General features: G+C 71.1%; 12 protein-coding genes. 9 read left to right on the top strand and 3 right to left on the bottom strand.

The genetic code is table 11. The features are described from left to right. Positions 1-11: 11 nt before the first annotated feature. From yajC to LUZ64_RS09145, 5 genes are all read left to right on the top strand, one after another. Positions 12-509, top strand: a complete 498-nt coding sequence (yajC, locus tag LUZ64_RS09165; RefSeq protein ID WP_095583863.1) for a preprotein translocase subunit YajC — start codon at positions 12-14, stop codon at positions 507-509. Between the two features lie 149 nt (positions 510-658). Next, the gene (secD, locus tag LUZ64_RS09160) at positions 659-2491 is read left to right on the top strand and encodes a protein translocase subunit SecD (RefSeq protein WP_095583862.1); all 1833 of its coding nucleotides are present in this window, start codon (positions 659-661) and stop codon (positions 2489-2491) included. 1 nt (position 2492) lies between these two features. Then, complete coding sequence (gene secF / locus LUZ64_RS09155; protein WP_095583861.1) at positions 2493-3605, top strand: protein translocase subunit SecF; 1113 nt, start codon at positions 2493-2495, stop codon at positions 3603-3605. Then, a complete protein-coding gene (locus LUZ64_RS09150) occupies positions 3602-4168 on the top strand; it encodes an adenine phosphoribosyltransferase (RefSeq protein ID WP_095583860.1) in 567 nt (188 codons plus the stop codon). The genes secF and LUZ64_RS09150 overlap by 4 nt, the downstream gene beginning before the upstream one ends. A gap of 160 nt (positions 4169-4328) precedes the next feature. Beyond that, a complete protein-coding gene (locus LUZ64_RS09145; protein WP_095583859.1) occupies positions 4329-6911 on the top strand; it encodes a RelA/SpoT family protein in 2583 nt (860 codons plus the stop codon). Positions 6912-6986: 75 nt separating this feature from the next. Here LUZ64_RS09145 and LUZ64_RS09140 read toward each other — a convergent pair whose 3' ends face one another. Together LUZ64_RS09140 and LUZ64_RS09135 are read right to left on the bottom strand one after the other, a co-directional pair. After that, positions 6987-8216, bottom strand: coding sequence for a DUF349 domain-containing protein (locus LUZ64_RS09140; RefSeq protein WP_095583858.1), 1230 nt, complete (start codon positions 8214-8216; stop codon positions 6987-6989). Positions 8217-8472: 256 nt separating this feature from the next. Continuing rightward, positions 8473-9303: a peptidylprolyl isomerase gene (locus LUZ64_RS09135; RefSeq protein ID WP_095583857.1), complete on the bottom strand. Its 831-nt coding sequence runs from the start codon at positions 9301-9303 to the stop codon at positions 8473-8475. A 180-nt stretch (positions 9304-9483) separates the two neighbouring features. On the opposite strand from LUZ64_RS09135, the gene LUZ64_RS09130 reads away from it, so the two are divergent. The 4 genes from LUZ64_RS09130 to LUZ64_RS09115 all read left to right on the top strand — a co-directional run bounded on the left by LUZ64_RS09130 (position 9484) and on the right by LUZ64_RS09115 (position 13658). Further along, complete coding sequence (locus LUZ64_RS09130) at positions 9484-10206, top strand: MBL fold metallo-hydrolase (RefSeq protein WP_095583856.1); 723 nt, start codon at positions 9484-9486, stop codon at positions 10204-10206. A gap of 10 nt (positions 10207-10216) precedes the next feature. Beyond that, positions 10217-11479: a histidine--tRNA ligase gene (hisS, locus tag LUZ64_RS09125; protein ID WP_095583855.1), complete on the top strand. Its 1263-nt coding sequence runs from the start codon at positions 10217-10219 to the stop codon at positions 11477-11479. A 59-nt stretch (positions 11480-11538) separates the two neighbouring features. Beyond that, a complete protein-coding gene (locus LUZ64_RS09120) occupies positions 11539-12201 on the top strand; it encodes a vitamin K epoxide reductase family protein (RefSeq protein ID WP_095583854.1) in 663 nt (220 codons plus the stop codon). A gap of 86 nt (positions 12202-12287) precedes the next feature. Beyond that, complete coding sequence (locus LUZ64_RS09115; protein ID WP_095583853.1) at positions 12288-13658, top strand: replication-associated recombination protein A; 1371 nt, start codon at positions 12288-12290, stop codon at positions 13656-13658. 168 nt (positions 13659-13826) lie between these two features. On the opposite strand, the gene LUZ64_RS09110 is transcribed toward LUZ64_RS09115, so the two are convergent. Beyond that, entirely contained in the window at positions 13827-14546 is a 720-nt protein-coding gene (locus tag LUZ64_RS09110) for a DUF2470 domain-containing protein (protein WP_095583852.1), read from the bottom strand. Positions 14547-14734: the final 188 nt, after the last annotated feature.

The raw sequence follows: 14734 nt of genomic DNA, 5'->3' as shown, positions 1-14734 counted from the left end.
AACCCCGTCCCGTGAATATCATGACTCTCCTGCCGTTCATCGTGCTTATCGGGGCCATGTTCCTGATGACCCGGTCGGCCAAGAACAAGCAGCGCCAGGCGGCGCAGATGCGCGACCAGATGCAGCCGGGCACCGGCGTGCGGACGATCGGCGGTATGTACGCCACCGTCAAGGAGGTCAGCGACGACTCGGTCCTCCTCGAGGTCGCCCCGGGCGTCCACGCGATCTACGCGAAGAACGCCATCGGCGCCGTCCTGGAGGACGAGGAGTACAACCGCATCGTCCACGGGATCGAGCCGGACGAGTCCGACACCCCGGTCGTTCCGGACGACGCCTCCTCGCTGACCGAGGCCGCCGAGGGCGACGCCCCGGCCGAGAAGAAGATCGACCTCGGCAAGGACACGACCGCCGACTCCAAGGCCGGTGCCACGGACGCGGCTGCGAAGGCCGAGAAGACCGAGGACGCCAAGCGGGACGGCAAGCAGGACGGCGACGCCGACGCGAAGTAGCCCCTTCAGGGAACCGCGGAGCACTGCGTGAGCGGTGCGCCGCGGTTCCTTTACGGTCTAGGCTCCGGCGGGGGGCACGTCCCCACAAGACTTCGTGGCCGTCCGGCGAACACCCGACGCCGGGCGGTTGGACAGGGAGAAACGACAAGGTGGCAGCACCGAAGAAGGGCCGCAGGTCCCCGGGCGGCCAGGGCAGGCCGGGCCGTGTCCTGGTCCTGATCCTGATCGCCATGGTGGCGCTCACGGCGGGGATGTTCGCCTCCGGGCGCACCACTCCACGGCTGGGCATCGACCTCGCGGGTGGCACCAGCTTCACGCTGGAGGCCAAGAACGAGCCCGGCAAGCCCAATGCGATCAATCAGACCAATATGAACACGGCCGTGGGCATCATCGAGCGCCGTGTCAACGGTCTCGGTGTCTCCGAGGCCGAGGTCCAGACGCAGGGCGAGAACCACATCATCGTGAACATCCCCAAGGGGACGAACGCGAAGCAGGCCCGTGAGCAGGTCGGTACCACCGCCAAGCTGGGCTTCCGCCCGGTGCTGACCATCGCCGACGCCGCGGCCCCGGCGCCGAACCCGTCCCCCAGCTCCTCCGCCTCGGACAAGGACGGCAAGGACGGCAAGAACGGCGACAAGAGCAAGGACGACAAGACCAAGCCGTCCGGCTCCCCGTCCGCTTCGGCCTCCGCCTCCGCTTCCGCGAGCACCGCCCCCAAGGGCCGCGCCGTCTCCGACGCCCTGAAGGCCGACGGCACGCCGAGCCCGAACGCGACCGCCTCCCTCAAGGACGGTGCGAAGGACGACAAGGCCAAGGACGACAAGTCCAAGGACAAGGACGCCAAGAAGGACCCCACGCCGTCCCCGGCCGACATCGCCGCGCTCCAGAAGAAGCTCGAGGCTCTGGACTGCACCACCAAGGAGGGCATGGCCGCGGCGAGCAAGGCCGCCGCGAGCGCCCTCCCCACCGACACGATCGTCGCGTGCAAGCGCGACGGCTCGGCCAAGGAGATCCTCGGCCCGGTGGCCGTCGAGGGCACCGGCGTCACCGACGCCGACGCCGTCTTCGACAGCCAGCAGGGCAAGGGCTGGATCGTCCAGCTGAAGTTCGACTCCAGCGGCTCCAAGAAGTTCGCCGACATCACCGGCCAGCTGGCCACCAAGGCCCCGCCGCAGAACCAGTTCGCGATCGTCCTCGACGGTTCGGTCGTCTCCGACCCCTCGGTGTCCACCTCCATCGCGGGCGGCCAGGCGGAGATCTCCGGCGGCTTCACCCAGGAGAGCGCCCGCGACCTCGCGAACGTGCTGTCCTACGGCGCCCTGCCGCTGTCCTTCGACGTCGTCACCGAGCAGACGGTCACCGCCGCGCTCGGCGGTGAGCAGCTGCGCGCGGGTCTGCTGGCCGGCGCCATCGGCCTCATCCTGGTGATCATCTACCTGGTGGCGTACTACCGCGGTCTCGCGCTCGTCGCCCTCGCCAGCCTCCTGTGCTCGGCGATCCTCACCTACACGATCATGGTGCTGCTCGGCGAGGCCATCCAGTTCGCGCTGAACCTGCCGGCCGTCTGCGGTGCGATCGTCGCGATCGGCATCACGGCCGACTCCTTCATCGTCTACTTCGAACGCATCCGGGACGAGATCAGGGAGGGCCGCACCCTGCGTCCGGCCGTCGAGCGGGGCTGGCCGCGCGCCCGCCGCACGATCCTGGTCTCCGACTTCGTGTCCTTCCTCGCCGCCGCGGTGCTCTTCATCGTCACCGTCGGCAAGGTCCAGGGCTTCGCGTTCACGCTCGGTCTGACCACCCTCCTCGACGTGGTCGTGGTCTTCTTCTTCACGAAGCCGCTGATGACGCTCCTGGCCCGGCGGAAGTTCTTCGCCAGCGGCCACCCGTGGTCCGGGCTCGACCCCAAGCGGCTCGGCGCCCGCCCGCCGCTGCGGGCCCGCCGTCGCCCCTCCGCCCCCGTCGACCCCAAGGAGGCGTGAGATGTCCAAGCTCGGCAATCTCGGCGCCCGGCTCTACCGCGGCGAGGTCGGCTACGACTTCGTCGGCAAGCGGAAGATCTGGTACGGCATCTCGATCCTGATCACCATCACGGCCATCGTCGGCCTGGCGGTGCGCGGCCTCAACATGGGCATCGAGTTCTCCGGCGGTGCCGTCTTCACCACCCCGAAGACCTCCGTCTCGGCCACCCAGGCCCAGCACACGGCGGAGGAGGCATCCGGCCACACCGCCATCGTCCAGAAGCTCGGCGGCGGCTCGCTGCGCGTCCAGGTCAGTGAGCTCACCACCGAGCAGTCGCGGGAGACCCAGGAGGCGCTGGCCAAGAAGCTGGGCGTCTCCACGGACAAGGTCAACACCGACATCGTCGGTCCCAGCTGGGGTGACCAGATCGCCGACAAGGCCTGGACGGGCCTGGCGATCTTCATGATCCTCGTGGTGATCTATCTGGCGATCGCCTTCGAATGGCGGATGGCCATCGCCGCGCTGATCGCCCTGATCCACGACCTCACCATCACGGTCGGTGTGTACGCACTGGTCGGCTTCGAGGTCACCCCGGGCACGGTGATCGGTCTGCTGACCATCCTCGGCTACTCCCTCTACGACACCGTCGTCGTCTTCGACGGTCTGAAGGAGGGCGCGAAGGACATCACCAAGCAGACCCGCTTCACCTACAGCGAGATCGCCAACCGCAGCCTCAACGGCACCCTGGTGCGCTCCATCAACACCACCGTCGTGGCGCTGCTGCCGGTCGCCGGCCTGCTCTTCATCGGCGGCGGCTTCCTCGGCGCGGGCATGCTCAACGACATCTCGCTCGCCCTGTTCGTCGGCCTCGCGGCCGGCGCCTACTCCTCGATCTTCATCGCCACCCCGCTGGTCGCCGACCTCAAGGAGCGCGACCCGCAGATGAAGGCCCTGGCCAAGCGGGTGCGCGCCAAGCGCGCCGCCGCTGCCGCCAAGGGCGAGTCGATCGAGCAGGAGCCGCAGGACGCCGGGTTCGGCGACGAGCCGGAGGACGCGTCCCCGGCCGGTGTCGTCCCGCAGTCCGACACCCGTGGCCGCGGTGGCCGCGGCCGTCCGTCGGGCAAGCGCCGATGAGCGCCGTGGGCGTCGGCACCGCCGACGAGAAGCTGCGTGACCTGCTCCTGGCGCACATCCACGACGTGCCGGACTACCCGGAGCCGGGCGTGATGTTCAAGGACATCACCCCGCTGCTCGCCGACGCCAAGGCGTTCGCCGCGCTGACGGACGCCCTCGCCGGGCTGTGCGAGAAGTACGGCGCCACCAAGGTCGTCGGCCTGGAGGCCCGGGGCTTCATCCTGGGCGCCCCGGCGGCCGTCCGTGCCGGGCTCGGCTTCGTGCCCGTCCGCAAGGCCGGCAAGCTGCCCGGTGCCACCCTCGCCCAGGCGTACTCCCTGGAGTACGGCACCGCCGAGATCGAGATGCACGCCGACGCCGTGGGCGCCGGCGACCGGGTCCTGGTCATCGACGACGTCCTGGCCACCGGCGGCACCGCCGAGGCGTCCCTGCGGCTGATCCGCCGGGCCGGCGCCGAGGTCGCGGGCGTCGTCGTGCTGATGGAGCTCGGCTTCCTGCCCGGCCGCGCGCGGCTGGCCGAGGCGCTCGACGGGGCGCCGCTGGAGGCCCTGATCACCGTCTGAGCCGACGGCGCGGCACAGGGGGCGGGCCCGGGGGAGAACCCCGGGCCCGCCCCCTGCGTCGTACGGGGCACAGCCGGGCGCGCGGCGGTCGGCCGCCGTGGCTCGATACCATGGCAGTCCCGGACCTGATCGGGGGCCGGACCCCGCTTGAGGAGTGCTCTTGCCAGACGAGGCCCAGCCGCTCACCGCCGCACAGCAGGACAAGCCGTCTCCCGAGGCCGCGGCGGGCCCGGGCACGCCCCAGGGCCGCCCGCAGAGCGCCCCTGAGCCCCCGGACGCCCCAGGCGGCCCGGACCAGGCCGGCCGGACGCGCCCGGCCCCCACGACGGCCGCCGAGGCCCCTCTCCCGAACCTCTCGAACAGCCGCCCCGCGGAGAAGCCGGCCGGCGCCGCCCCGGCGGGCGTCTCACCCGTCCGGCCCACGCCGACGCCGGGCCCTTTGCCCCGCTCCGGCTCCTCCAGCCGCGTCCGGGCCCGACTCGCCCGCCTGGGCGTCCAGCGCTCCAGCCCGTACAACCCCGTGCTGGAGCCCCTGCTGCGGATCGTCCGCGGCAACGACCCCAAGGCCGACGCCGGCACCCTGCGCCAGATCGAGCGGGCCTACCAGGTCGCCGAGCGCTGGCACCGGGGCCAGAAGCGCAAGAGCGGCGATCCGTACATCACCCACCCCCTCGCGGTGACCACGATCCTCGCCGAGCTCGGCATGGATCCGGCCACCCTGATGGCCGGGCTGCTGCACGACACGGTCGAGGACACCGAGTACGGCCTGGACACCCTGCGCCGCGACTTCGGCGACCAGGTCGCCCTGCTGGTCGACGGCGTCACCAAGCTCGACCGCGTGCAGTTCGGCGAGGCCGCGCAGGCCGAGACCGTCCGCAAGATGGTCGTCGCCATGGCCAAGGACCCCCGGGTCCTGGTCATCAAGCTCGCCGACCGCCTGCACAACATGCGCACCATGCGCTACCTCAAGCGGGAGAAGCAGGAGAAGAAGGCCCGCGAGACGCTGGAGATCTACGCCCCGCTGGCGCACCGGCTGGGCATGAACACCATCAAGTGGGAGCTGGAGGACCTCGCCTTCGCGATCCTCTACCCCAAGATGTACGACGAGATCGTCCGCCTCGTCGCCGAGCGTGCCCCCAAGCGCGACGAGTACCTGGCCGTCGTCACCGACGAGGTCCAGGCCGACCTGCGCGCCGCCCGCATCAAGGCCACCGTCACCGGCCGCCCCAAGCACTACTACAGCGTCTACCAGAAGATGATCGTGCGAGGCCGCGACTTCGCCGAGATCTACGACCTGGTGGGCATCCGCGTCCTCGTCGACACCGTCCGCGACTGCTACGCGGCGCTCGGCACCGTCCACGCCCGGTGGAACCCGGTCCCGGGGCGGTTCAAGGACTACATCGCGATGCCCAAGTTCAACATGTACCAGTCGCTGCACACGACGGTCATAGGCCCCAGCGGCAAGCCCGTAGAGCTCCAGATCCGCACCTTCGACATGCACCGGCGCGCGGAGTACGGCATCGCCGCGCACTGGAAGTACAAGCAGGAGGCCGTCGCCGGCGCCTCCAAGATCCGCACCGACGTCCCGAAGAACGCCGGCAAGAACCAGGACACCGTCAATGACATGGCCTGGCTGCGGCAGCTCCTGGACTGGCAGAAGGAGACCGAGGACCCGGGCGAGTTCCTGGAGTCGCTGCGCTTCGACCTCTCGCGCAACGAGGTCTTCGTCTTCACGCCCAAGGGCGATGTCATAGCGCTGCCGGCCGGGGCCACCCCGGTCGACTTCGCCTACGCCGTCCACACCGAGGTCGGCCACCGCACCATAGGCGCCCGGGTGAACGGCCGCCTCGTCCCGCTGGAGTCCACGCTCGACAACGGCGACCTGGTCGAGGTCTTCACCTCCAAGGCGCCCGGCGCCGCCCCGTCCCGCGACTGGCTGGGCTTCGTCAAGTCGCCCCGCGCCCGCAACAAGATCCGCGCCTGGTTCTCCAAGGAGCGCCGCGACGAGGCCATCGAGCAGGGCAAGGACGCCATCGCGCGCGCCATGCGCAAGCAGAACCTGCCGATCCAGCGGATCCTCACCGGCGACTCGCTCGTCACCCTCGCGCACGAGATGCGCTATCCGGACATCTCCTCGCTCTACGCCGCGATCGGCGAGGGGCACGTCGCGGCGCAGGGCGTCGTCCAGAAGCTCGTCCAGGCCCTCGGCGGCGAGGACGCGGCGACGGAGGACATCGAGGAGGACGCCCCGATCCGGGCGCGCTCCAAGCGCCGCTCCAGCGCCGACCCCGGCGTGGTCGTCAAGGGCGTCGACGACGTGTGGGTGAAGCTCGCCCGCTGTTGCACCCCGGTGCCGGGCGACCCGATCATCGGCTTCGTCACCCGCGGCAGCGGCATCTCGGTGCACCGCGCCGACTGCGTCAACGTCGACTCGCTCTCGCAGCAGCCCGAGCGGATCATCGACGTCGAGTGGGCGCCCACCCAGTCGTCCGTCTTCCTGGTCGCCATCCAGGTGGAGGCGCTGGACCGGTCGCGGCTCCTGTCGGACGTCACCCGCGTCCTGTCCGACCAGCACGTCAACATCCTGTCGGCCGCCGTGCAGACCTCCCGGGACCGGGTGGCCACCTCGCGCTTCACGTTCGAGATGGGCGACCCCAAGCACCTGGGCCACGTCCTGAAGGCGGTGCGCGGCGTCGAGGGCGTCTACGACGTCTACCGCGTCACATCGGCACGCCGGCCCTGAGCATCGCTCCGGTCCACGCATGAGTAAGGGGCTCCGGCTGTTGCCGGAGCCCCTTACTCATGCGCACGGCCGACTTCAGCCGCCGAACTCCTCAAGGCCCTTCAGGGCCTGGTCCAGCAGGGCCTTGCGGCCCTCCAGCTCACGGGTGAGCTTGTCGGCCTTGGCGTCGTTGCCCGCGGCACGCGCCTTGTCGGCCTGCTCCTGGAGCTTGTCCACGGCCGCCTGGAGCTGCCCGGTCAGACCGGCCGCACGGGCCCGCGCCTCCGGGTTCGTCCGCCGCCACTCGGACTCCTCGGCCTCCTGGATGGCGCGCTCGACGGCGTGCATCCGGCCCTCGATCTTGGGCCGAGCGTCCCGCGGCACATGGCCGATGGCCTCCCAGCGCTCGTTGACCGAGCGGAACGCGGCCCGCGCCGCCTTCAGGTCCGTGACGGGGAGCAGCTTCTCGGCCTCGACGACCAGCTCCTCCTTCCGCGTCAGGTTGACCTGCTGCTCGGCGTCGCGCTCGGCGAACACCTCGCCGCGCGCCTGGAAGAAGACGTCCTGGGCGCCGCGGAAGCGGGTCCACAGGTCGTCCTCCGACTCGCGCTGCGCCCGGCCCGCGGCCTTCCACTCGGCCATCAGCTCGCGGTAGCGCGCGGCCGTCGGTCCCCAGTCCGTGGACCCGGAGAGCGACTCGGCCTCGGCGACCAGCTTCTCCTTGGCCTTACGGGCGTCCTCGCGCTGCGCGTCCAGCGACGCGAAGTGCGCCTTGCGCCGCTTGGAGAACGCCGAGCGGGCGTGCGAGAAGCGGTGCCACAGCTCGTCGTCCGCCTTGCGGTCGAGGCGCGGCAGGCCCTTCCAGGTGTCGACCAGGGCGCGCAACCGCTCACCCGCCGACCGCCACTGCTCGCTCGCCGCCAGCTCCTCGGCCTCGGCGACCAGCGCCTCCTTCGCCGTACGGGCCTCGTCGGACTGCTTGGCCTTGGCGGCCTTACGCTCCTCGCGGCGGGTCTCGACCGTGGCGACGAGCTGGTCGAGCCGCTTGCGCAGCGCGTCCAGATCGCCGACCGCGTGGTGCTCGTCCACCTGCGTGCGCAGGTGGTCGATCGCGGTCGTCGCGTCCTTGGCCGAAAGGTCGGTGGTCCTGACCCGGCGTTCGAGGAGGCCGATCTCGACGACCAGGCCCTCGTACTTGCGCTCGAAGTAAGCGAGGGCCTCCTCGGGGGAGCCCGCCTGCCACGAACCGACGACCTTCTCCCCGTCGGCGGTACGCACGTACACAGTCCCCGTCTCATCGACGCGGCCCCATGGGTCGCTGCTCACAGCGCCTCCTCCACATGATGCCGGGGCCGGTGCGCGGCCCCTCGGGCATCGTCCACAGTTGTTCCGGCAGGGCCGCGCCCTGGCCGGTCCGACGGCCTGATCGATTCGGGTGTCGATGGGTGCTTCGCAGCCGTCGGAGCAGGCACCCTACACAACGCCAACATAGGCGACCGGCGGCCCGGCTGTCCGTATCCCGCGCGACCGAAATTTCGCCGGGCGGGCACGTGGCGGACGGCCGGCGGCCGCCGGAACGGCGTCAGGACTTGGTCACCGACGCCTTGTTGACGACGACCGTCGCGTTCGGGGCGCCGTCGCCGCCGCCCTGCCGCTCACCCGCGGCGGCGATCTTCCGGAGCACCTTCATGCCCTCCGGTCCGACCTTTCCGAACGGGGTGAAGTTCGGCGCCAGCTTGCTGTCCTTGTAGACGAGGAAGAACTGGCTGCCGCCGGTGTCCGGCCCGGCGTTGGCCATCGCGAGCGTCCCGGCGGGGTACACCCCGTCCTTGACGGCGGGGTCCTTGAGGTTCTCGTCCTTGAGCCGGTAGCCGGGGTCGCCCATGCCGGTGCCCTTGGGGTCGCCGCACTGGAGCACGAAGATCTGGGATGGGTCCGTGGTCAGCCGGTGGCAGGTGGTGTGGTCGAAGTAACCCTGCCCGGAGAGGAAGTTGAAGGAGTTGACCGTGTGCGGGGCCTTGGCGGCGTCCAGCGTCAGGTCGATCGTGCCGCAGGTGGTGTCGAGCTTCGCCGCGTACGACGCCGAGGTGTCGACGGTCATCTCCGGCTCCGTCTTCCACGTCTTGGCGGCGGGCGTGCCCGGGGCGGCCTTCGCGCACGGGTCGGGGCCGCGGCTCGGCGTGACCGAAGGGGCCGCCGCGTCCGCGCTGTCCTTCTTGTCACCCTTGCCGGAATCGCCCGACAGTGCGCCCGTGGCGAACGCGGTAGCGCCCGCGGCCACCACCACGGCGAGACCGGCGGCGATCACCGCGTTGCGGCGGCGGGCCTTGCGGCGCGCCGCCTCCCGGCGCTCCTGCTGGCGCTCGAACTTCTCCCGGGCGAGCTGCCGCCGCCGCTGCTCGTTACTGACCACCGGGTGTCTCCTCGTGCCGTGTCGTCCAGATGGTGAGCCCGTGTTGCGTGTGTGCCCGTACCGTATACGGGTTCGCGGCGGCGGGAGTGCCGCCGGTAGGCTCTGTAGCGGCCGGGTTCCCCGCCGGGGGCCCGGTGATCCACTGCTGGATTCTCCGCTGGTCGATCTCTAAGGACGAACGTGCTCATTGCCGGGTTCCCCGCCGGGGCCTGGGGGACCAATTGCTATCTGGTCGCCCCTGCCGCCGGCGAGGAGTGCGTGATCATCGATCCGGGCCACCAGGCGGCCCAGGGCGTCGAGGACGCACTCGCGAAGCATCGGCTCAAGCCCGTCGCCGTCCTCGTCACCCACGGCCACATCGACCACGTCGCGTCGGTCGTCCCGCTGTGCGGCGCGCACGACATCCCGGCCTGGATCCACCCCGGGGACCGCTACATGCTGAGCGATCCCGAGAAGGCGCTGGGCCGCTCCCTGGGGGAGCGTCTGATGGGCGAGCTGACGGTGGGAGAGCCGGATGACCTCAAGGAGCTGTCCGACGGCACCCGTCTGGAGCTCGCGGGCATGGAGTTCACCGTCGCGCACGCGCCCGGCCATACCAAGGGGCTGGTGACCTTCAGGATGCCCGAGACCGCCGACGTCCCGTCGGTGCTCTTCTCGGGGGACTTCCTGTTCGCCGGCTCCATCGGACGCACCGATCTGCCCGGCGGCGATCACGCCGAGATGCTCCGGTCGCTGGCCCGCGTGGCCCTGCCGCTGGACGACTCGACCGTGGTGCTGTCCGGCCACGGCCCCCAGACGACCATCGGCCGCGAGCGCGCCACCAACCCGTTCCTGCGGGAGGTCGCCGACGCGCAGCGCGGCATCGGAAGCGGTTCTACCGCCGCTCCGCGACGAGGAATGTGACGATTTTTCCGTGAGTACGTTCAAGGCCCCCAAGGGCACCTACGACCTGACCCCGCCCGACTCCGCGATCTACCTCGCCGTGCGCGAGGCCATCGCCGCGCCGCTCAAGCGCTCCGGATACGGCTACATCGAGACGCCCGGCTTCGAGCAGGTCGAGCTGTTCTCCCGCGGCGTCGGCGAGTCCACCGACATCGTGTCCAAGGAGATGTACACCCTCACCACGCGCGGCGGCGACGAGCTCGCGCTGCGCCCCGAGGGCACCGCCTCCGTGCTGCGCGCGGCCCTGGAGGCCAACCTGCACAAGGCCGGCAACCTCCCGGTCAAGCTCTGGTACTCCGGCTCGTACTACCGCTACGAGCGCCCGCAGGCCGGCCGCTACCGCCACTTCTCGCAGGTGGGCGCCGAGGCCATCGGCGCCGAGGACCCGGCGCTGGACGCCGAGCTGATCATCCTGGCCGTCGACGCCTACAAGTCGCTCGGCCTGAGCGACTTCCGGCTGCTGCTCAACTCGCTGGGCGACAAGGAGTGCCGCCCGGCCTACCGGGAGGCCCTCCAGGGCTTCCTGCGCGGCCTCGACCTCGACGAGGACACCCGGCGCCGGATCGAGATCAACCCGCTGCGGGTCCTCGACGACAAGCGCGAGGCCGTCCAGAAGCAGCTCGTCGGCGCCCCGATGCTCCGCGACCACCTCTGCGAGGCCTGCAAGGCCTACCACGAGGAGGTCCGCGCGCTGCTGACCGCCGCCGGCGTCGACTTCGTGGACGACGAGAAGCTGGTCCGCGGCCTGGACTACTACACCCGCACCACCTTCGAGTTCGTCCACGGCGGCCTCGGCTCGCAGTCCGCGGTGGGCGGCGGCGGCCGCTACGACGGCCTCTCCGAGATGATCGGCGGCCCCGCGCTGCCGTCCGTCGGCTGGGCGCTCGGCGTCGACCGCACGGTCCTGGCGCTGAAGGCCGAGGGCATCGAGCTCGACCTGCCGGCCGCCACCCAGGTCTACGCGGTGCCGCTGGGCGAGGAGGCCCGCAAGACCCTCTTCGGCCTGGTGACGGAGCTGCGCCGGGCCGGGGTCGCCACGGACTTCGCCTTCGGTGGCAAGGGCCTGAAGAACGCCATGAAATCGGCCAATCGTTCCGGTGCCCGCTTCGCGCTCGTCGCGGGCGAGCGTGACCTCGCCGAGGGCGTGGTGCAGCTCAAGGACCTGGAGAGCGGTGAGCAGACCGCTGTCGCGTTCGACGCGGTGGTGAGCGAACTCCTCGCCCGGCAGGGCTGATTACCGGGCGCTTGGGGCAGAATGGGCGGCGACGACCGACTGATGGGATCAACGGCGCTATGACCACTTCGGCACTTGACCGCTCGGCGACCGACGGAGCGGAACGGGACGGCCCGGCCACGGGGCCCGTCGGCGGCAGCCGCGCGTTCGCACTGCTGCTGGTGATCACCGGCGCCATGGGGCTGCTCGCGGCCTGGGTCATCACGATCGACAAGAACAAGATCCTTGAGGCCAAGGTCGCGGGCAAGACCTACACCCCCGGGTGCAGCCTGAACCCCATCGTCTCCTGCGGCAACATCATGGAGAGCGAGCAGGCGCACGCCTTCGGGTTCCCCAACCCGATGCTGGGCCTGGTCTGCTACGGCGCGATCATCGCGATCGGGCTGGCGCTGCTCTCCGGCGCCCGCTTCGGCCGCTGGTACTGGCTGGGCATGGAGGCGGGCTGTCTCTTCGGCGTCGGCTTCGTGACCTGGCTCCAGTACCAGTCGCTGTACGTCATCGGCTCGCTCTGCCTGTGGTGCTGCCTGGCCTGGGTCGCCACGATCGTGATGTTCTGGTACGTCACCGTGCAGAACATCCGGCACGGCTTCCTCCCCGTCCGCGGGGCGGTGAAGAACGGCCTGCTGGAGTTCCACTGGGTGGTGCCGGTGCTGTGGATCGGCGTCATCGGGATGCTCGTCCTCACCAGGTGGTGGGACTTCTGGACGGGCGGCTCGGCCTGACCGCCCCCGCACTCCACTGACACGTCGACGCCGCCGGACATCCCTGTCCGGCGGCGTTGTCAGTGCGGTGGCATAGGGTTTTCGACGTGGAACCCGACCTGTTCACCGCCGCCGCGGAGGACCGCCAGGAGAAAGACCCGGCGAGCAGTCCTCTGGCCGTCCGCATGCGCCCGCGCACCCTCGACGAGGTCGTCGGCCAGGGGCACCTCCTCAAGCCGGGCAGCCCCCTGCGCCGCCTGGTCGGGGAGGGCAGCGGAGGGCCGGCCGGCCCGTCCTCGGTGATCCTCTGGGGCCCGCCCGGCATCGGCAAGACGACGCTCGCCTATGTCGTCAGCCAGGCCACCAACAAGCGCTTCGTGGAGCTGTCCGCGATCACCGCCGGGGTCAAGGAGGTGCGGGCCGTCATCGACGGCGCCCGCCGCGCCTCCGGGGGCTACGGCAAGGAGACCGTCCTCTTCCTCGACGAGATCCACCGCTTCAGCAAGGCCCAGCAGGACTCCCTGCTGCCCGCCGTCGAGAACCGCTGGGTCACGCTCATCGCGGCCACGACGGAGAACCCCTACTTCTCGATCATCTCCCCGCTGCTCTCCCGCTCCCTGCTGCTCACCCTCCAAGGGCTCACCGACGACGACCTGCGCGGCCTGCTGCGCCGCGCGCTCACCGACGAGCGCGGCCTCGGCGGCGCGGTCACGCTGTCCGAGGACGCCGAAGGGCATCTGCTGCGGATCGCCGGCGGCGACGCGCGCCGTGCCCTCACCGCCCTGGAGGCCGGTGCCGGTTCGGCCATCGCCAAGGGCGAGCCCGAGATCACCCTGGAGACCCTGGAGGACTCGGTCGACCGGGCCGCGGTGAAGTACGACCGCGACGGCGATCAGCATTACGACGTGGCCAGCGCCCTGATCAAGTCGATCCGCGGCTCGGACGTGGACGCCACGCTGCACTACCTCGCCCGGATGATCGAGGCGGGGGAGGACCCCAGGTTCATCGCGCGGCGGCTGATGATCTCGGCGAGCGAGGACATCGGCATGGCCGACCCCACCGCTCTGCAGACGGCGGTCGCCGGTGCCCAGGCCGTGGCGCTGATCGGCTTCCCGGAGGCCCGGATCGTGCTGGGCCAGGTGGCCGTGGCCCTCGCGCTCGCCCCCAAGTCCAACGCGGCGTACCTCGCGATCGACGCGGCCCTCGCGGACGTCCGCGCGGGTCTCGCGGGCCCGGTCCCCCCGCATCTGCGCGACGGGCACTACAAGGGCGCGGAGAAGCTGGGCCACGCCCAGGGCTATCTCTATCCGCACGACCTGCCCGGCGGCATCGCCGCGCAGCAGTACGCGCCGGACGCGATCCACGGCAAGCGTTACTACGAGCCGACGCGGTACGGCGCGGAGGCGCGGTACGCGGACGTGGCGGAGCGCGTCCGGGCCCGCCTGCGCGGTGAGCCCCCGCCGGGGCCGGGCGAGTGATCCGACGAGTGATCCGAGGGCCGCGCCCCGGGACTCCCGCCGCGCTTCGCGCGGTGTCCTCGGACGCCGGACGGGCTTGATCGAGCCCGGTCCGGGCGATCCGTGTTCAAGCCCGTCCGGCGTCCGAGGGCCGGGCCCGGGGCGTAGCCCCGGTGTGACGGGCCGCGCCTACCCCAGCGCCGCTTCGAACAGCGTGTGCATCGCCCTGCGCAACTGGGCGATGTCCCGCACCGGCTCCGGGAACTCGAACCGCGCGTCGAAGGTGCGGTCGGCCGCGCCCGTGCCCCCGCCCGTGCCCTCCGTGAAGCGGATCCGCAGGCCGAAGCGGTCCAGCGAGAGCGGCACCGCCCGGTGCTCGGCCGCCGAGCCGCGCTCGCCGAGCAGCGCGGACAGTCCGCGCACCTGGTCGCCGTGGGCCGAGTGCAGGTGCTGGAGGAGCTCCGCCTCGTGCGACACCAGCGGATCGGGCTCCGCCCGCGCGAAGTCGTCCGGCTCGACGCTCTCCGCGCCCCACAGGTCGTCCACACTGGTCTCGCCGACCTCCAGCCGCAGCATCATCCGGCCGGGCTCGGTGACCCCGGGGACACAGGTCAGCCAGCCGGAGATCCAGGCGCGGCCGCGGATCCGGTGGGGCACGGAGACCGGCGCGACGTCCGTGATCTCCAGCACGGCGGCCAGCTCGTCGTCCTGCGCGTGCGTGGCGGCCCGGACGGCCGGGGAATCGGCCGGGAAGACCAGGAAGATCTCGCCGTCGGGGCCCACGCTGCGCGCCTCGGGGGTCAGCTGGTCCACGCGCGTGGCGGCACCCCCGGCCAGCCCCGGGATGAGGAGCACGGCGGAGCATGTACTCTGTACGAGAGTTCGTGTGCGCTCGGCTGCTGACGGCATCCGCGCGATTTCAAGCCCGCTGGGACGCGGCAGACCATGAGCTGATCGGACCTCCGTCGAGTCGATGCGCTGTGCCGCGTCGACATTCTCGTCTGTGTTGTCTGTGGCGCGCGTGGTTTTCCCAGGGCGAGACATGCGATCTCCTTGAGTAAGGTGAGCCTAACCTAACCTACAACGGAGGTCTGGAG

This window comes from Streptomyces albireticuli, from assembly GCF_021228125.1.
GTDB lineage: Bacteria > Actinomycetota > Actinomycetes > Streptomycetales > Streptomycetaceae > Streptomyces > Streptomyces albireticuli.
The sequence above is the reverse complement of the archived record's forward strand: the minus strand, read 5'-3'. Positions and strand labels throughout refer to the sequence as shown.